General features: G+C 57.8%; 15 protein-coding genes and 1 tRNA gene. 15 read left to right on the top strand and 1 reads right to left on the bottom strand.

Translation table 11 applies throughout. The features are described from left to right. The first annotated feature begins 15 nt into the window (after positions 1-15). Both carB and greA read left to right on the top strand, forming a co-directional pair. Positions 16-3,234: a carbamoyl-phosphate synthase large subunit gene (gene carB, locus Q675_RS32335; protein WP_023011651.1), complete on the top strand. Its 3,219-nt coding sequence runs from the start codon at positions 16-18 to the stop codon at positions 3,232-3,234. Positions 3,235-3,238: 4 nt separating this feature from the next. Beyond that, entirely contained in the window at positions 3,239-3,718 is a 480-nt protein-coding gene (gene greA / locus Q675_RS32330; protein ID WP_022991279.1) for a transcription elongation factor GreA, read from the top strand. Positions 3,719-3,796: 78 nt separating this feature from the next. Here greA and yhbY read toward each other — a convergent pair whose 3' ends face one another. Then, entirely contained in the window at positions 3,797-4,105 is a 309-nt protein-coding gene (gene yhbY, locus Q675_RS32325; protein ID WP_011786768.1) for a ribosome assembly RNA-binding protein YhbY, read from the bottom strand. 279 nt (positions 4,106-4,384) lie between these two features. Between yhbY and ftsH the strand changes: the two genes are divergently transcribed. From ftsH to pnp, 13 genes are all read left to right on the top strand, one after another. Then, entirely contained in the window at positions 4,385-6,328 is a 1,944-nt protein-coding gene (ftsH, locus tag Q675_RS32320) for an ATP-dependent zinc metalloprotease FtsH (protein WP_022991281.1), read from the top strand. Between the two features lie 97 nt (positions 6,329-6,425). After that, positions 6,426-7,259 (top strand): dihydropteroate synthase, encoded by an 834-nt coding sequence (gene folP, locus Q675_RS32315; protein ID WP_023011650.1) that lies wholly within the window; start codon positions 6,426-6,428, stop codon positions 7,257-7,259. Further along, positions 7,256-8,599, top strand: a complete 1,344-nt coding sequence (glmM, locus tag Q675_RS32310; protein ID WP_023011649.1) for a phosphoglucosamine mutase — start codon at positions 7,256-7,258, stop codon at positions 8,597-8,599. Before folP ends, glmM begins: the two co-directional genes overlap by 4 nt. A gap of 79 nt (positions 8,600-8,678) precedes the next feature. Next, positions 8,679-9,437, top strand: a complete 759-nt coding sequence (gene tpiA / locus Q675_RS32305) for a triose-phosphate isomerase (RefSeq protein WP_031211574.1) — start codon at positions 8,679-8,681, stop codon at positions 9,435-9,437. 24 nt (positions 9,438-9,461) lie between these two features. Beyond that, positions 9,462-9,845 carry a preprotein translocase subunit SecG gene (gene secG / locus Q675_RS32300; RefSeq protein WP_014422594.1) on the top strand — a complete coding sequence of 128 codons (384 nt, stop codon included), beginning with the start codon at positions 9,462-9,464 and terminating at the stop codon, positions 9,843-9,845. Positions 9,846-9,853: 8 nt separating this feature from the next. Beyond that, positions 9,854-9,938 (top strand) — tRNA-Leu (locus Q675_RS32295). Positions 9,939-10,251: 313 nt separating this feature from the next. Then, positions 10,252-10,713 carry a ribosome maturation factor RimP gene (gene rimP, locus Q675_RS32290; protein WP_011786762.1) on the top strand — a complete coding sequence of 154 codons (462 nt, stop codon included), beginning with the start codon at positions 10,252-10,254 and terminating at the stop codon, positions 10,711-10,713. Between the two features lie 54 nt (positions 10,714-10,767). Further along, positions 10,768-12,261: a transcription termination factor NusA gene (gene nusA, locus Q675_RS32285; protein ID WP_011786761.1), complete on the top strand. Its 1,494-nt coding sequence runs from the start codon at positions 10,768-10,770 to the stop codon at positions 12,259-12,261. Between the two features lie 20 nt (positions 12,262-12,281). Then, the gene (gene infB, locus Q675_RS32280) at positions 12,282-14,828 is read left to right on the top strand and encodes a translation initiation factor IF-2 (protein ID WP_023011648.1); all 2,547 of its coding nucleotides are present in this window, start codon (positions 12,282-12,284) and stop codon (positions 14,826-14,828) included. Next, a complete protein-coding gene (gene rbfA, locus Q675_RS32275) occupies positions 14,828-15,259 on the top strand; it encodes a 30S ribosome-binding factor RbfA (protein WP_023011647.1) in 432 nt (143 codons plus the stop codon). The genes infB and rbfA overlap by 1 nt, the downstream gene beginning before the upstream one ends. Beyond that, positions 15,256-16,179: a tRNA pseudouridine(55) synthase TruB gene (gene truB / locus Q675_RS32270; protein WP_023011646.1), complete on the top strand. Its 924-nt coding sequence runs from the start codon at positions 15,256-15,258 to the stop codon at positions 16,177-16,179. Before rbfA ends, truB begins: the two co-directional genes overlap by 4 nt. A gap of 80 nt (positions 16,180-16,259) precedes the next feature. Continuing rightward, on the top strand, positions 16,260-16,529 hold the full coding sequence (rpsO, locus tag Q675_RS32265) for a 30S ribosomal protein S15 (RefSeq protein ID WP_011786757.1): 270 nt from the start codon (positions 16,260-16,262) through the stop codon (positions 16,527-16,529). A gap of 324 nt (positions 16,530-16,853) precedes the next feature. Further along, the gene (gene pnp / locus Q675_RS32260) at positions 16,854-18,989 is read left to right on the top strand and encodes a polyribonucleotide nucleotidyltransferase (protein ID WP_413771518.1); all 2,136 of its coding nucleotides are present in this window, start codon (positions 16,854-16,856) and stop codon (positions 18,987-18,989) included. Positions 18,990-18,996 lie beyond the last annotated feature (7 nt).

The raw sequence follows: 18,996 nt of genomic DNA, 5'->3' as shown, positions 1-18,996 counted from the left end.
CAGGTTTACCAAGACATGCCAAAACGTACCGACATTAAAAGCATCCTGATCCTGGGCGCCGGCCCCATCGTGATCGGGCAGGCGTGCGAATTCGACTACTCCGGAGCCCAGGCCTGTAAGGCGCTGCGCGAAGAGGGCTACCGGGTGATCCTGGTGAACTCCAACCCGGCCACCATCATGACCGACCCGGCCATGGCCGATGCCACCTACATCGAACCGATCACCTGGAAGACGGTCGAAAAGATCATCGAAAAGGAAAAGCCGGACGCCCTGCTGCCCACCATGGGTGGTCAGACTGCGCTGAACTGTGCGCTGGATCTGGAAAAGCACGGCGTGTTGGAGAAACATGGCGTTGAAATGATCGGCGCCAACGCTGACACCATCGACAAGGCCGAAGACCGCGACCGCTTCGACAAGGCCATGAAGAAAATCGGTCTGGAGTGCCCGCGCGCGGCCATCGCCCATTCCATGGACGAAGCCTGGAAGATCTCCGAAGAAATCGGTTTCCCGTGCATCATCCGTCCATCGTTCACCATGGGTGGTTCCGGCGGCGGTATCGCATACAACAAGGATGAGTTCGAGGAAATCTGTACTCGCGGTCTCGATCTGTCCCCGACCAACGAGCTGCTGATCGACGAATCCCTGATCGGCTGGAAAGAGTACGAGATGGAGGTTGTTCGCGACAAGAACGACAACTGCATCATCGTCTGCGCCATCGAGAACTTCGACGCCATGGGCGTGCACACCGGTGATTCCATTACGGTGGCCCCCGCCCAGACCCTCACCGATAAGGAATATCAGATCATGCGGAACGCCTCGCTGGCGGTGCTGCGTGAGATTGGTGTGGAAACCGGCGGTTCCAACGTGCAGTTCGGTATCAATCCGGATACCGGCCGTATGGTGGTGATCGAAATGAACCCCCGGGTGTCGCGTTCCTCGGCGCTGGCGTCCAAGGCCACTGGTTTCCCGATCGCCAAGGTCGCAGCCAAGCTGGCCGTCGGGTACACCCTTGATGAGCTGCAGAACGAGATCACCGGCGGCGTCACCCCGGCCTCGTTCGAGCCGTCCATTGATTACGTGGTTACCAAGATTCCCCGGTTTACCTTTGAGAAATTTCCCCAGGCCGATGCCCGCCTGACCACTCAGATGAAGTCTGTCGGTGAGGTCATGGCCATTGGCCGGACCTTCCAGGAGTCGGTGCAAAAGGCATTGCGTGGCCTGGAAGTGGGTTCCGAAGGTTTTGACGAAAAGCTGGAAGAGCTGGACTCCGAGAACAGCCGCGAAACCCTGACCCGGGAGCTGAACGTACCCGGTGCCGAGCGAATCTGGTACATCGGCGATGCCTTCCGCGCCGGCATGACCGTGGACGAAGTGTTCCGCCACACCAAGGTAGACCCCTGGTACCTGGTGCAGATCGAGGACATCGTGCGCGAAGAGCTGGCTCTCAAGTCGGCCGGTAAGGCCGATATCGACAAGGCTACCCTGTTCCGACTCAAGCGCAAGGGCTTTTCCGACGCCCGCCTGGCCAAGCTGCTGGGCATTTCCGAAGTCAGTCTGCGCAAGCTGCGCCACGACCTGGGCATCCGCCCGGTCTACAAGCGCGTGGATACCTGTGCGGCAGAATTCGCCTCTGATACCGCCTACATGTATTCGACCTATGAGGAAGAGTGCGAGGCAGAGCCAAGCGATCGTGAGAAGATTGTGGTCATCGGTGGTGGCCCCAACCGCATTGGTCAGGGCATCGAATTCGACTACTGCTGTGTGCACGCGGCCCTGGCCATGCGTGAGGACGGCTACGAGACCATCATGATCAACTGCAACCCGGAGACCGTGTCGACTGATTACGACACCTCCGACCGGTTGTATTTTGAGCCGATCACCCTGGAAGACGTGCTGGAAATCATCAACGTCGAGAAGCCCAAGGGCGTAATCGTCCAGTATGGCGGTCAGACTCCGCTGAAACTGGCCCGTGGCCTGGAAGCCGCCGGTGTGCCCATTATCGGCACCAGTCCGGACGCCATTGACCGCGCCGAAGACCGCGAGCGCTTCCAGCAGATGATCCAGCGCCTGGGTCTGAAGCAGCCGGAAAACGCCACTGTGCGCAGCCACGAGGAAGGCATCGTGGCTGCCCGCGAGATTGGCTACCCGCTGGTGGTGCGCCCGTCGTACGTGCTGGGTGGCCGGGCCATGGAGATCGTCTATGACGAAACCGAACTGGTGCGCTACATGCGTAACGCGGTGCTGGTCTCCAATGACAGCCCGGTTCTGCTTGATCACTTCCTGAATGCTGCCATCGAGGTCGATATTGATGCGATCAGTGACGGCACTGATGTTGTGATCGGCGGTATCATGCAGCACATTGAGCAGGCTGGTGTTCACTCTGGTGATTCCGCCTGCTCCCTGCCGCCCTACAGCCTGAGCAAGCAGGTGCAGGACGAGATGCGCGAGGCCGTGAAAAAAATGGCCATCGAGCTGGATGTTATCGGCCTGATGAACGTGCAGCTGGCCTATCAGGATGGTGAGATCTACGTGATCGAAGTGAACCCGCGTGCCTCACGGACCGTGCCGTTTGTGTCCAAGGCTATCGGGGTGTCTCTGGCCGCGGTTGCGGCCCGGGTGATGTCCGGCAAGAGCCTGAAAGAACTGAACTTTACTCAGGAAATCGTGCCGGCCTACTACGCCGTTAAAGAGTCCGTGTTCCCGTTCAACAAATTCCCGGCCGTGGACCCGATCCTCGGGCCGGAAATGAAATCCACCGGTGAGGTGATGGGGTTGGGCGACAGCTTTGATGAAGCCTTTGCCAAGGCCGCTCTGGCCGTGGGTGAACGGTTGCCGGCCCAGGGCGTGGCCTTCATGTCGGTGCGCGATGTGGACAAGCCGGGTGCGGCCAGTGTTGCCCGCGACCTGGTGGATGCTGGCTTCAGGATTATTGCCACCACTGGCACCGCCAAGGCGCTGGAAGCCGAAGGTATCGCCGTTGAGCGGGTGAACAAGGTTCGCGAGGGTCGCCCGCACATTGTCGATGCCATCAAGAATGGTCAGGTTCAGCTGATTATCAATACTACGGAAGGTCGCAAGGCGATTTCTGATTCGGCGCAGATTCGCCAGTCTGCCTTGCAGACCAAAGTAACCTACACAACCACACTGGCAGGTGGCGAAGCCTTCTGCCGGGCCATCAAGTTTGGCCCGGAGCGCACCGTTCGTCGCCTCCAGGAACTACACGCAGGAAAGTAAGGCTATGGCTGACAGAGTACCGATGACCAAGACGGGCGAAGACCGTCTGCGTGAGGAGCTGAAAAAGCTGAAGTCCGAAGATCGGCCGCGGGTGATCGCGGCCATTGCCGATGCCCGTGAGCACGGCGATCTGAAGGAAAATGCTGAGTATCATGCGGCCCGGGAGCAGCAGAGCTTTATCGAAGGTCGCATTCAGGAAATCGAAGGCAAGCTGTCCGTGGCGCAGGTGATTGATGTGACCACCATGGAGAATACCGGCAAGGTGATCTTCGGCACCACTGTGCATCTGGTCAACATGGAAACCGACGAAGAGGTTACTTACCAGATCGTGGGTGAAGATGAGGCCGACATCAAGGCAGGCAAGCTGTCGGTGTCCTCGCCGATCGCCCGCGCGCTGATTGGTAAGAACGAAGGGGATGTGGTGGCTATCCGTATCCCCTCCGGTACCGTGGAGTACGAGATTTCCGAAGTGGAATATATCTGACTCGGTTGTGCTGATCGGGCGTAAAGAAAAAGCCGGCTCTGGGGAACCAGGCCGGCTTTTTCGCGTCTCAGCTTACGCTTATTTGTTGCGCAGCAGATTCGACAGCTTGGGGTTCGGTTTCTTCGCACGACGCAGAATGACGGCGATTTTACCGATCGTCTGGACCAGTTCGGCGCCGGAGCTTTCGCACAGAGCCTGAATGGCTTCCTGGCGGACTTCGCGATCCTGGCTGGCGACTTTGATCTTGATCAGCTCATGGTCGTTCAGGGCGCGGTCCAGTTCGTCCTGCAGCCCTTCAGACAGGCCTTTGTCGCCAACGATGATGACGGGCTTCAGGTTGTGGGCAATAGCCCGGTATTCCCGGCGCTGTTCCGGTGACAGACTCATGATGTAATCTCTTAATAGGTGCAATTAACAAAAGGTCAGCGGTGAATCCGCTGGCAACCACGTATAATTCAGCGATTGTAACAGATAGCGACTCATGACAAATGGCCGTATTCACTTACAGAGGGTGTTGTAATTCCGGTCATGGCGTCCCATATAGGTAGTATCGCGATCGGTTCCGGATGGGCCGTTTCTGGTTTACCGGCGTACAATTGGTGTAAGGTGTCGGAAAAGGGTTGGCGGCCTTCAGGCGCTGATCCTGCAATTCACAGGTGATGATCCTTGAACGATATGGCAAAAAATCTGGTTCTCTGGCTAATCATAGCCGCTGTGCTGCTGATGGTGTTTCAGAATTTCTCTCCCACCACCACTGGCCAACAAGTTAACTATTCCCAGTTTGTCGAGATGGTCCAGCAGGGCCAGGTACGGCAGGTGACCATTGATGGTCTGCAGGTGCAGGGTGTCCGCAACGACGGCTCCCAGTTCCAGAGCATCCGGCCGCAGGTGTCTGACAACAAGCTGATGGATGACCTGCTCGCCAACAACGTCGAAGTGATCGGCAAGGAGCCCGAGCGCCAGAGCCTGTGGACGCAGCTGCTGGTAGCCGCGTTCCCGATTCTGATCATCATCGCATTGTTCGTGTTCTTCATGCGCCAGATGCAGGGCGGCGGTGGCGGCAAAGGCCCCATGTCGTTCGGCAAGAGCAAAGCGCGCCTGATGAGTGAAGACCAGATCAAAACCACATTTTCCGATGTCGCGGGTGTCGACGAAGCCAAGGAAGACGTGAAAGAGCTGGTGGATTTCCTTCGGGATCCCAGCAAGTTCCAGCGTCTTGGTGGTCGCATCCCGAAGGGCGTATTGATGGTGGGCCCTCCCGGTACCGGTAAAACCCTGCTTGCCAAGGCCATCGCGGGCGAGGCCAAGGTGCCTTTCTTCTCTATCTCCGGCTCCGACTTTGTGGAAATGTTTGTGGGCGTGGGTGCTTCCCGTGTTCGCGACATGTTCGAGCAGGCGAAAAAACAGAGCCCCTGCATTATTTTCATCGATGAGATCGATGCGGTTGGTCGTCACCGTGGTGCTGGCATGGGCGGTGGTCACGACGAACGTGAGCAGACCCTCAACCAGTTGCTGGTGGAAATGGACGGCTTCGAAGGCAATGAAGGCGTTATCGTCATTGCCGCCACCAACCGTCCGGACGTGCTGGACCCGGCGTTGTTGCGCCCTGGCCGGTTTGACCGCCAGGTGGTGGTGAGCCTGCCAGACATCATTGGCCGTGAGCAGATTCTGAAAGTGCACATGAAAAAAGTGCCGCTGGCCGACGGTATTGATCCTGCGGTGATTGCGCGGGGCACGCCGGGCTTCTCCGGTGCCGATCTTGCCAACCTGGTCAACGAAGCTGCGCTGTTTGCGGCCCGTCGTAATCAGCGCCTGGTCTCCATGGAAGAGTTGGAGCTGGCCAAGGACAAGATCATGATGGGCGCCGAGCGCAAGTCCATGGTGATGAGCGAAAAGGAAAAGCGGAATACGGCTTACCACGAGTCGGGGCACGCGATTGTGGGCCGTCTGATGCCTGAGCATGACCCGGTCTATAAAGTGAGTATTATTCCTCGTGGCCGCGCCCTGGGCGTGACCATGTTCCTCCCGGAAGAGGACAAGTACAGCCACTCCAAGCGCTATCTGACCAGCTCGATCTGTAGTCTGTTTGGTGGCCGTATCGCCGAAGAGCTGACCCTGGGCTTTGATGGTGTCACCACTGGTGCGTCCAACGACATCGAGCGGGCGACAAGCCTGGCCCGGAATATGGTGACCCGTTGGGGGCTGTCCGAGAAACTTGGTCCTCTCCAGTATGACACAGACAGTGAGGAGCCCTTCCTTGGTCGTTCTGCGGGGCAGGCGCACACGGTGTACTCGCCAGAGACTGCCCAGCGGATTGATGAGGAAGTTCGCAATATCATTGATGAGTGCTACGAGAAGGCCAAGCAGATCCTGATTGATAACCGGGACAAGCTGGACATGATGGCCGAAGCACTGATGAAGTACGAAACCATCGATCGTTACCAGATTGATGACATCATGGCTGGCAAGGAGCCTCGTCCGCCCAAAAACTGGGGTGACAGTGGTCCCGCCGGAGGCGTGAAGGCTGAAGAGCCTGAGCAGGCGCCGGAGCCCAGAAGCTCCGACGATGGCCGGCAGCCCGGCGTAGGGCGTCCTGCCGGCGAGCACTGACTCGCCGTCAAAGCCTGAGTAACTGAATGCGCCGCCCGGGCCCCCGGGCGGCGTTTGTTTTTGCCTCTCTGAAAACTCTGCCTGTGGAAGCCGCGTTATGAAAATGAACTTTGCCGGTCGCGAACTGGATCTGTCTCGGTGCCACGTGATGGGTATTCTGAATGTCACCCCCGACTCGTTTTCCGATGGCGGACACTTTAATTCCAGGGAGGCTGCACTCGTGCGGGCCCGGCAGATGGTGAGCGATGGCGCTGCTTTCATTGACGTAGGCGGTGAATCGACTCGCCCCGGTGCAACTGAAGTGTCGACCCAGGAAGAGCTGGACCGCGTGTGTCCGGTAGTTGAAGCCATTGCCAAAGAGCTGGATACCGTGATTTCGGTGGATACCAGCAATCCCGTGGTCATGGCGGAAACCGCCAGGTTGGGTGCCGGCCTGATCAACGATGTCCGCGCCCTGCAGCGGGAAGGCGCGCCCGAAGTGGCGGCAAAAGCCGGCATTCCGGTGTGCATCATGCATATTCACGGTGAGCCGGATAGCATGCAGGACGATCCCCGGTACCGGAATGTGCGGCGGGAAGTCAGCTCTTTTCTGACGGAGCGTATGCGAGTGGCTGAGCAGGCCGGTATCCGTGCCGATAACATTATTCTTGATCCCGGTTTTGGTTTCGGCAAGAGCGTAGAGCATAACTATCAGCTGCTCGCCACCCTTGAACAGTTGCATATTCTCGGGCACCCATTGCTTGTCGGGGTCTCGCGAAAATCCATGCTGGGTGCGGCCACCGGTCGTGATGTGAATGAAAGGTTGCCGGCCAGCCTCGCTGCCGCGACAATATCGGCCATGAAAGGGGCGAGCATCCTCAGGGTGCACGACGTTAGGGAAACTGTGGACGCCGTCAGGATCGTAACGGCAGTGAAGGAGGCAATCCGATGACCCAGCGCAAATACTTCGGGACCGATGGCATTCGAGGGCGGGTCGGTGATAGTCCTATCACGCCAGACTTCATGCTGCATCTGGGCTGGGCAGCGGGGCAGGCGTTCAAACGGGCAGGCCAGCGTAACAGCGTGCTGATCGGCAAGGATACCCGGTTGTCTGGCTATATGTTCGAGTCGGCACTGGAGGCGGGTTTGTCGGCGGCGGGTGTTGATGTCAAGTTGCTGGGGCCAATGCCGACCCCCGCGATTGCCTACCTCACGCGTACCTTCCGGGCATCTGCGGGAATTGTCATCAGTGCCTCCCACAACCCTCATCACGATAACGGCATCAAGTTCTTTTCCTCCGCCGGTACCAAATTGGACGATGCCCTGGAAGCCGAGATCGAGCGCTGGCTGGACCAGCCTATCGAAGTGTGTGAGCCGGAAGAACTGGGCAAGGCGAGCCGGGTAGACGATGCGCCCGGTCGCTATGTGGAGTTCTGCAAAAGTACTGTGCCAAACGAGTTTACTCTCGACGGCATGCACCTGGTGCTTGACTGTGCTCACGGTGCTACCTACCACGTGGCGCCCAAAGTGTTCCGTGAGCTGGGGGCGAAAGTGACGGTGATTGGCGCCGAGCCAGATGGCCTGAACATCAACCTGAATGTTGGCTCTACCCATCTGGGCGCGCTGAAACAGGCGGTTGCCGAGAAAAAGGCTGATCTTGGTATTGCCTTCGACGGTGACGGCGACCGGGTGTTGATGGTGGATCGTGATGGTTCCGAAGTGGATGGCGACGAACTGTTGTATATCCTGGCTTCCCAGCGCCAGGCAGAAGGACGGCTGAACGGTGGTGTGGTTGGTACGTTAATGACCAACCTTGGTGTTGAGTTGGCTCTGCGCGAAATCGGCGTCGAGTTCGAGCGGGCCAAGGTTGGCGATCGTTATGTGATGGAGCGCCTGTTGGCCAATAACTGGCTGATTGGAGGCGAGGGTTCCGGGCATATGGTCATCCGGGATTGCACCACCACGGGTGACGGTATTGTCTCTGCGTTGCAGGTTCTGCTGGCAGTGCGGAAGTCCGGCAAGACCATGGGAGAGCTACGGGCAGGCATGAGCAAGCTGCCGCAGAAAATGATCAACGTACGCGTTGCCGAACGGTTTGATCCGTTGGGTAGGGCGGATATTGTTGAGGCCATGGCGCGGGCAGAGGCTTCGCTGGGTGATGCCGGGCGCATTCTGCTGCGGGCATCCGGCACCGAGCCGCTGATCAGAGTGATGGCCGAGGGTCAGAGCGCGGACGATATTACCCGGGTGGTGGAAGAGCTTGCTCTGGTGGTGGAGCGTTCAACACCCTGATTTCGAAGGGTGGTTGTGTACCGCGGGTGACTGCTGTATAGTTCCGCCTCCCTTTTGCTCGGGACTGTCGAGGACAGAGATGCGTCGCAGAATTGTTGCCGGAAACTGGAAAATGAACGGGTCGAAAGATCTGGTGAAACAGCTGGTTGGCGCAATTTGCGAGCAGTCCGGTAATGTTGGCAAAGATGTGGAGGTGGTTATTATCCCTCCTGCGATCTATCTGGGCCAGGTTGCCGAGCAGGGAGGTGGGCGGATCACTACCGGTGCACAGAACGTGTCCCAGTGGCAATCTGGCGCATACACCGGAGAAATCTCCGCCGAAATGGCCCGCGATATGGGGTGTGGTTATGTGCTGGTGGGGCATTCCGAGCGCCGGCAGTTGTTCGGTGAGACGGATTCTGTGGCAGCCGCCAAGGTTGAGCAGGTTCTGTTGAGTGGCTTGGTTGCGGTGCTGTGTGTAGGTGAAACGCTCGCAGAGCGGGAAGCCGGTCAAGCCGAAGCGGTGGTTGCCGAGCAGGTTCGCAGTGGGTTGTCAGTTGTGGCTGATGATCAGTGGTCCAGGGTTGTTGTGGCGTATGAGCCGGTCTGGGCTATCGGAACCGGAAAAACCGCGACGGCGGACGATGCCCAGGCCATGCATTCGGAAATCCGCAAGGTGCTGGATGGTATGAATGCACCGGCTAATGAGATTTCGGTACTTTACGGCGGCAGTGTAAAAGCGGATAATGCTGCCGCTTTGTTTGCAGAGCCGGATATTGATGGCGGTCTCATCGGTGGTGCATCGTTGAAGGCCGAAGAATTTATCAGCATTTGCCGGTCTTTCCCGGCAGGTGTCTAAGCCGACACGTTTACGAGAGTCTGTATGGATTGGTTGGAAACACTGGTAGTTGTTGTTCACGTCGTGATCGCCGTGTCGCTGGTGGGCCTGGTTCTGATCCAGCAGGGCAAGGGTGCAGACGCCGGAGCGGCTTTCGGTGGTGGTGCGTCCCAGACCGTGTTTGGTAGTCAGGGCAGCGGAAGCTTCCTGACGCGGATGACCACTTTTATGGCGGTTATCTTTTTTGTGACAAGTTTTTCGCTGGCAATTTTTGCCAAGCAGCGCGCCGAAGTGGCTGGCGAGGCAGGTATTCCGGTTGTTCAGGAATCGTCTCAGGCAGGTGCGCAAGCTGAGCAGGCTCCCTCTGCTGATGAGCCTGCAGCTAACAGCGAATCCGAGGGTGGGGACGCGCTCCCCGAACTCGAGTAAAGAATGATGCCCGGGTGGTGAAACTGGTAGACACGCCATCTTGAGGGGGTGGTAGCGAAAGCTGTGCCGGTTCGAGTCCGGCCCCGGGCACCATATTAAAAGAAGACGGCTTGGCAAACCCAGGCCGTTTTTTTTGGTCAGTCCTTGACCAGTCCGCGTGGCGTCACTATACTCCCGCGGATATTGGAGCCTGCGAGCATCGAGGCTTCCAGGCAGGCCAGGTGTCTGTCGGCAGAGCGCTTGAAAGGGTTGGCGCTTTGCGAATTCTTGCAACAAAAGGCCCCATGTTTCAGGGGCTTTTTGATTAAGGGGCCTGGCGCAAAGGGCCCTGGTGCATAAAAGGGCTGATTAACAGCCCTTTTTTTGTTTTTGTACCCTGAAAATTCGGAAACGGAGGCGGCGACACTTGTCAGCCAAACTGAAACAACTGGAAGACATCCTGCGCCCGGTGGTCGAGGGTCTGGGTTATGAGTTCTGGGGAATTGAATTCCGCTCCCATGGACACCATTCCAAGCTTCGGGTGTTTATTGATGATGCCGAGAACGGCATCGCGATCGACGACTGCGAGAAAGTCAGTCGTCAGGTCAGCGGGGTGATGGATGTGGAAGACCCCATCCAGACCGAATATACGCTGGAAGTGTCTTCGCCCGGTATGGACCGGCCGCTGTTCCGGCTGGAGCAGTACGAGGCATTTATTGGTCATAAAGTGCAGATCAAACTGCGTATGGCGTTTGAGGGCCGGCGCAAATTCCTGGGCCTGATCAAAGGGGTGGAGGGCGACGACGTGGTAGTTGTAGTAGATGACCACGAATACCTGTTGCCCTTCGACAGTATCGAAAAAGCCAACATCGTGCCGGTTTTCGAGTGACACATTCGAATAAATCTATAGATGTATCGTTTATTTTGAGGGCAGGGCAATCCCATGAGTAAAGAGATCTTGCTGGTAGTGGAATCCGTCTCGAACGAGAAAGGTGTCGAGAAGGATGTGATTTTCGAGGCGATTGAACTCGCACTCGCTACCGCTGCCAAGAAACGTTATGAAGACGAAGAGGCGGATATCCGGGTTGCCATTGATCGCCGCACCGGAGAATACGAAACCTTCCGCCGCTGGCTGGTGGTCGACAATGATGCCGTTCCTGCGTTGGGCACTGAGCTGACCCTGCAGGAAGCGGAAGAGATCGACACCAATCTGAAGCCGGGTGATATGTACGAAGAGAAGGTGGAGTCTGTGGCGTTCGGGCGCATTGGTGCCCAGGCGGCCAAGCAGATCATCTTCCAGAAAGTGCGCGAAGCCGAGCGCATGAAGATTGTCGACAGCTACCGCGATCGTATCGGTGAGCTGGTGTCCGGTACCGTCAAGAAGGTGACCCGGGACAATGTGATTGTGGATCTGGGTGGCAACGCAGAAGCTCTGCTTCCCCGTGAGCACCTGATTCCCCGTGAAACCTTCCGGATGGGCGATCGCGTTCGTGCTCTGCTGCTGGAGATTCGCACCGATCATCGCGGACCACAGCTGATTCTGAGCCGTACCGATTCGCAAATGCTGATCGAGCTTTTCCGCATCGAGGTTCCCGAGATTGCGGAGGAGCTGATCGAGATTCGCGGTGCCGCTCGCGATCCGGGCTCCCGGGCCAAGATTGCGGTGAAGACTAACGACCGCCGTATTGATCCGGTTGGCGCTTGTGTTGGTATGCGGGGCTCCCGCGTACAGGCAGTGTCTAATGAGCTGGGCGGTGAGCGTGTGGATATCGTGCTTTACGACGATAACCCTGCCCAGTTGGTCATCAACGCGATGGCGCCTGCTGAGGTGGCCTCCATTGTCATGGATGAAGACCGTCACACGATGGATGTAGCCGTTGCCGAAGATAACCTGGCGCAGGCCATTGGCCGGAACGGCCAGAACGTTCGTCTGGCGACCGAGCTGACCGGTTGGACCCTGAACGTGATGACGGAAGAAGAAGCCGGTGAGCGCCAGGAGCAGGAATACAACCGCCTGCTTGAACACTTTACCGCTCACTTGGATGTTGATGAAGAATTTGCCGGTGTTCTTATCGAGGAAGGCTTTACCTCCATTGAAGAGGTGGCCTACGTACCGATGGAAGAAATGCTGGCGATTGAGGGCTTTGACGAGGAAACCGTCACTGAATTGCGCCGTCGTGCCAAAGACGTATTGCTGAACCAGGCGCTGGCCAGTGAAGAAGCCCTGGAGGGCGCTGAGCCCGAAGACGATCTTCTGAACATGGACGGCATGGACCGGGCGCTGGCATTCAAGCTTGCCGGCATGGGCGTGCGCACAATGGAAGATCTGGCGGAGCAGTCGATTGATGAGCTGCTCGAAATTGAAGGTATGGATGAAGAGCGTGCTGGTCAGTTGATTATGACTGCGCGCGCACCCTGGTTTGAAGACCAGGCCTGATTCGGGAGAGGAGGACCAGTATGGCTGAAGTAACGGTAAAACAACTGGCCGCAGATGTAGGCGCTCCCGTGGATCGTTTGCTGAAGCAGATCGTGGAAGCGGGCCTGAAAGCCCGCAGCGAAAACGACTCTGTCACCAGCGATGAGAAGCAGCAGTTGCTGGCCTATCTGAGAAAAAACCATGGCGAGGCGGAAGCTGAACCGCGGAAGATTACACTCAAGCGCAAGACCACGACGACGCTTAAGGCCGGCAAGGCCAAGACTGTCAACGTAGAAGTGCGCAAGCGCCGCACCTATATCAAGCGTGCAGAGCTGCAACCTGAGCCGGAAGCTGAGGCGCCGGCACCGGAAGAGCCGGTACAGGCACCGGCGGCCGAACAGGCGCCGGTGGAAGAAGCGCCGAAGGTCGCAGCGGAAGCAGCACCTGCCGAAGCCCCTGAAACGGAAGCTCCGGCCGCAGCAGAAACCGAAGCCAAAGCTGCTCCGGAACCTGCTGCAGAATCCGCAGAGCCTGCCATCGCGCCGGAGGATATTCCCATGCCTCCGCCTGAGGATGAAGGTCGGGATCGCAAGCCGAAGAAGAAAAAAGAGAAGGTGCGTGAGCGCGGCGATGATATTGAAGAAGGCAAGCCGAAGAAGAAGCAGGCAGGCCATCGCGGTCCTCGCAGCCGTCCGGTAGAAGAACCGGTAGTACTGAGCGAAGACGAAGAGGAAACCACTCTTCGCAAGCCGCTGCGGGCCAAAAAGAAACCGAAAGAAAAGCGTCATGCTTTCGAGAGGCCCACAAAGCCCATGGTCAGAGAAGTACAGATTCCGGAAACCATCACCGTTGGTGATCTCGCCCAGCGCATGGCCGTCAAGTCCGCTGATGTTATCAAGACCCTGATGGGTATGGGGGTGATGGCAACCATCAATCAGGCGCTGGATCAGGAAACGGCGATCCTGGTGACCGAAGAGCTGGGCCACAAGCCCAAGGCGGTGAGCGAGGATGCCTTCGAAGAGGAAGTTCTGAGCGAAATCACCGGCCCGGACGAAGGCAAAGAGAAGATCAAGCGCGCGCCGGTTGTCAGTGTTATGGGTCACGTTGACCACGGCAAGACCTCACTGCTGGACCATATCCGCCGCGCCAAGGTTGCTGCCGGTGAATCCGGTGGTATTACCCAGCACATTGGTGCTTACCATGTAGAAACTGAACACGGCATGGTGTCCTTCCTGGATACCCCGGGTCACGCCGCGTTTACCGCCATGCGTGCTCGTGGTGCCCAGTGTACCGACATCGTTATCCTGGTGGTGGCAGCCGACGACGGTGTTATGCCTCAAACCAAGGAAGCCGTTGAGCACGCCCGTTCTGCCGGCGTACCGATCGTGGTTGCCATCAACAAGATGGACAAGGAAGAAGCCGATCCGGACCGCATCAAAAACGAGCTTTCAGCTCTGGAAGTCATTCCGGAAGACTGGGGCGGCGACGTTCAGTTCGTGCCTGTTTCTGCACACACCGGTATGGGCATCGATGACCTGCTGGAAGCGGTCTTGCTGCAGGCTGAAATCCTTGAGCTGGAAGCGTCCCCGGATGCAGCGGCGAAAGGTGTTGTGGTTGAATCCAGCCTGGAACGCGGCCGTGGTTCTGTTGCTACCGTGCTGGTTCAGAACGGTACGCTTCGCCAGGGCGACATGGTGGTGGCCGGTTCCTTCTTCGGTAAGGTGCGCGCCATGACCGACGAAGCCGGGCGCCAGGTGAAAGAAGCTGGTCCGTCGATTCCGGTCGAGATTCTGGGCCTGAACGGCACGCCAGACGCCGGTGACGAATTCTTTGCTGTGGCAGACGAGAAAAAAGCCAAAGAGCTGGCTGAATTCCGTCAGACCCGTGAGCGTGAGCAACGTCTCCAGCGCCAGCAAGCTGCCAAGCTCGAGAACATGTTCGAGAATATGGGCAAGGACGAGGTCAAGACCCTCAACGTGGTGCTCAAGACTGACGTGCGTGGTTCTCTGGAAGCCATTACCAAGGCCCTGCAGGACCTGGGCAACGACGAGGTTCAGGTGAAGATTGTTTCGTCTGGTGTTGGCGGTATCGCCGAGACCGACGTCAGCCTGGCCATGGCCACCAACGCCGTTATTTTCGGTTTCAACGTGCGTGCGGATACCGCATCCAAGCGTCTGGTTGAGCAGGAAGGTCTGGATCTGCGCTACTACAGCATCATCTATAACCTGATTGATGATGTGAAAGCGGCTTTGACAGGCATGCTCAAGCCGGAATTCCGCGAAGATATTGTGGGCATTGCCGATGTGCGTGACGTATTCCGTTCGCCGAAGTTCGGTCAGGTGGCTGGCTGTATGGTGACTGAGGGCACCGTATACCGTAACAAGCCGATCCGCGTACTTCGTGACAACGTGGTGATCTTTGAAGGCGAGCTGGAATCCCTGCGTCGCTTCAAGGACGATGTTGCCGAAGTTCGCAACGGTATGGAATGTGGTATCGGTGTTAAAGGCTACGACGTGAAAGTGGGCGACCAGATCGAAGTGTTCGATCGCGTCCGTGTTGAACGTCAGCTTGAGTCCACGGGGGCCTGATGGCACGGGAATACAGTCGCGTAGATCGCATCGGCGATCAGATGCAGCGAGAGCTGGCGCAGCTGATCCAGCGCGAGGTGAAGGATCCTCGCGTTGGTATGGTCACGGTTAATGATGTGAAAGTCAGCCGTGACCTCGGCTATGCCGATATCTATATTTCGTTGCTGTCCACCGAGGAGCTTACCGAGGACTCACCTGAAGTTCAGGATTCCCTGACGGTACTGAACAAGGCCTCCGGGTTTCTGCGCGGGCAGGTTGGTCGCGCCATGAAATTGCGTGTGGTACCCCAGCTGCGTTTTCACTTCGACAAGCTGTTGGGCCAGAGCCGCAAGATGGACCGCCTGATCCGAGAAGCGGTTGGCGACAAGCCGGCCGTGCCCCGGGACGATAATGATGACCCGGTTTCCGATAACCCGGAGCGTGACGCTTGAGCCGAAGACGCAAAGGCCGTGACGTAAACGGCATCCTGGTGATCGACAAGCCCCAGGGCGTTACCTCCAACGGGATTCTGCAGCAGGTCAAGCGCCTGTATGGTGCGGCGAAGGCCGGCCATACCGGTGCGCTTGATCCGCTCGCCACTGGCGTGCTGCCCCTGTGTTTTGGTGAGGCCACCAAGTTCTCCCAGACCATGCTGGACAGCGACAAGGCGTATATCACCACCGCACGCCTGGGCATCCGGACAGAAACCGGAGACAGCGAAGGGGCTGTGGTGGAGGAAAAGCCGGTTTCCCAGTTCAGTGAGGATGAGGTGGAGGCCGTGCTGGCCCGGTTCCGTGGCGACATTCAGCAGGTGCCCTCCATGTACTCGGCTCTGAAGCATCAGGGCAGGCCACTGTACGAATACGCCCGCGAGGGCATCGAAATTGAGCGCCCGGCCAGGCCGGTGACCATTTACGAGCTCAAATTGTTGGCGGTTCGGGAACAAGAGCTGGATCTTGCGGTTACCTGTACCAAGGGTACGTATATCCGCTCACTGGTTGAGGATATTGGGGAGGTTCTGGGCTGCGGTGCTCATGTCAGTGCTCTGCGCCGAACCCTGGCCTCCGGTTACACCCTGGCAAATGCCCACGATGTCAAAGACCTGGAAGCCATGCGTGAGCGTGGGGAAAGCCTGGATGGCCTGCTGCTGCCTCCGGAAACCGCCCTCACCATGTTTCCCGAGTACCGATTGTCCGGCGTGCCGCTGGTATCGATCTTGAACGGACAACCGGTTAGAATACCGGGTCAGCCTTTTGAGGGTTTTGTGCGCTTGTATGGCGAGCATTCCTTCGTAGGGCTGGCAGAAGCATTGCCGGAAGGCGATGGCACTCAACTAGTGCCGCGCCGTCTGGTCAAGAACAGCAAACGGTAAACGCCGTTTGCTGATTAGCCGGGCTGTAGAGATGCGCGGTTCGGCTGAATAGGTATGCATCGCAACCAATGAGGTGAAATATGGCACTGTCTGCCAGTGAGAAAGCTCAGATCGTTAAAGATTTTCAGCAAGGTGATGGCGATACCGGTTCCCCTGAGGTTCAGGTAGCTCTGCTGAGCGCCAACATCAACAAGCTGCAGGATCACTTCAAGGCCAACAAGCAGGATCACCATTCCCGCCGCGGCCTGATCCGGATGGTAAACCAGCGTCGTAAGCTGCTGGACTACCTCAAGCGTAAAAACGCTGACCGTTACCTGGAACTGATCCAGCGTCTGGGTCTGCGTCGCTAATCCGGTTTAGCGACCTGATGGCTGGCCCTGGGTTTCCCGGGGTCAGCCGTGCTTCTCTCCCGCTCCCTGCCTTGCTCATTCCGAACAAGCAGGAAGCGTTTTTTGCTGCAGTTGATTTGTCTGTGAAACCGAAGGATTTTCCCTGTCACAATGGAAAGCCGCTATTGATAGCAGGTTGTTGAAAAGCCCGGGAGCTCTGGCCGGGGTTTTGCAACAGCCTGTTAGCTTTCAGACGGGTTGCCTTTCGGTTCACTGATCAGACTGCTGCAGTTGTTGGAAAATGGCGAATGAATGGGTCATTGGCCAGAATCAAAACCGCTGAAAATGCAGGAGTTTATTGTGGAACTGCAACCACGTATTAAAACCTTTGAAATGGGTGGGGAAACCTTCACCCTGGAAACCGGTCGTATTGCCCGTCAGGCAACCGGCGCGGTACTGGTAAGCACCGGCGATACTGCCGTTCTGGGCACCGTCGTTGGCGCCAAAGAGCCCAAGCCGGGCCAGGGTTTCTTCCCCCTGACCGTGAACTACCAGGAAAAAACCTACGCTGCCGGTAAAATCCCGGGTGGCTTCTTCAAGCGTGAAGGTCGTCCGTCCGAGAAAGAGACGCTGACCTCCCGTCTGATCGACCGTCCGATCCGCCCGCTGTTTCCGAACGGCTACATGAACGAAGTTCAGGTTGTGCTGACGGTGATGTCTGCCAGCAAGAACCACGATCCGGACATTGCAGCCATGATTGCTGCCTCTGCAGCCCTGGCCATCTCCGGTATCCCGTTCGACGGCCCGATTGGTGCTGCCCGTGTGGGTTACACCAACGAGAAAGGCTACTTCCTGAACCCGACCTTCGAAGAGCTGGGCAGCTCCCTGCTGGACATGGTTGTGGCCGGTACCGACGAAGCGGTACTGATGGTTGAGTCCGAGGCAAAGGGCCTGACGGAAGACCAGATGCTGGGCGGCGTGCTCTACGCCCACCAGGAAATGCAGACTGCCATCAACGCCATCAAGGAATTTGCTGCTGAAAACGGCAAGCCGCGCTGGGAATGGCAGCCTGAGGCAGAGAACACCGAGCTGCTGAACGCCATCAAGGCCGAGTTCGGTGGTGCCATCGAAGAAGCCTACGCGATTCGCGACAAGATGGCCCGTTACGAGCGTCTGGGTGAGATCAAATCTGCTGCCGTTGAAAAACTGGCCGGTGAAGAAGAAGGCCAGCCTTCCGACGAGGAAGTGAAGAAGTACTTCGGCAAGGTCGAGAAGTCTGTCGTTCGTCTGCAGGTTATCGAAGGCAAGCCGCGTATCGATGGCCGTGATAACAAGACCGTTCGCCCGATCAAGGTGGAAGTTGGCGTACTGCCGTCCGTTCACGGTTCCGCCCTGTTCACCCGTGGTGAGACCCAGGCTATCGTTACCGCTACGCTGGGTACCACCCGTGACGTGCAGATCATCGATGCCCTGGAAGGTGAGCGCAAGGACCCGTTCCTGTTCCACTACAACTTCCCTCCGTACTCCGTAGGTGAAGCTGGCCGCATGGGCAGCCCGGGCCGTCGTGAAATTGGTCACGGTCGTCTGGCCAAGCGTGGTGTAGCCGCGGTTATGCCGACCATCGAAGAGTTCCCGTATGCCATTCGTGCGGTTTCCGAGATCACTGAATCCAACGGTTCCAGTTCCATGGCTTCCGTGTGTGGCTCTTCCCTGGCGCTGATGGATGCTGGTGTGCCTCTGAAGGCGCCGGTGGCCGGTATCGCCATGGGTCTGGTCAAGGAAGGCGACAAGTTCGCGGTCCTGACTGATATCCTGGGTGACGAAGATCACCTGGGTGACATGGATTTCAAGGTTGCCGGTACCAAAGAGGGCGTCACGGCCCTGCAGATGGACATCAAGATTCAGGGTATTACCGACGAAATCATGGAAATCGCCCTGGAGCAGGCCAACGCTGCGCGTCTGCACATCCTGGACGAGATGAACAAAGTGATCGCCGAGCCCCGCGCCGAGCTGTCTGAGCGCGCTCCGAGCATCACCACCATCAAGATCCATCCGGACAAGATCCGTGATGTTATCGGTAAGGGTGGCGCGACCATCCGTGGTATCTGTGACGAGACCGGTGCTTCCATCGACCTGGATGACGACGGCAACGTGAAAATCTACGCCGCTGACGCCGCCGCCGCTCAGGCTGCTGTAAACCGGGTCAAGGAAATCACTGCCGAGATCGAAGTGGGCGCTATCTACAAGGGCCGCGTTGAGCGGATTGTGGACTTCGGTGCCTTTGTTAACATCCTGCCTGGCAAGGATGGTCTGGTGCACATTTCCCAGATCTCCGAGCGCCGTATCGAGAACGTCACTGACGAGCTGAGCGAAGGTCAGGAAGTTCTGGTCAAGGTGCTGGATGTGGACAACCGTGGTCGCGTCAAGCTGTCCATGAAGGAAGTCAAAGAAGGCGAGCAGCCGACTGACTTCGCTGACTAAGATGATT

The organism is Marinobacter sp. EN3, from assembly GCF_000475315.1.
Lineage (GTDB): Bacteria > Pseudomonadota > Gammaproteobacteria > Pseudomonadales > Oleiphilaceae > Marinobacter > Marinobacter nauticus.
Note: the sequence above shows the minus strand (reverse complement) of the source record. Positions and strands in the feature narration are given on the sequence as shown.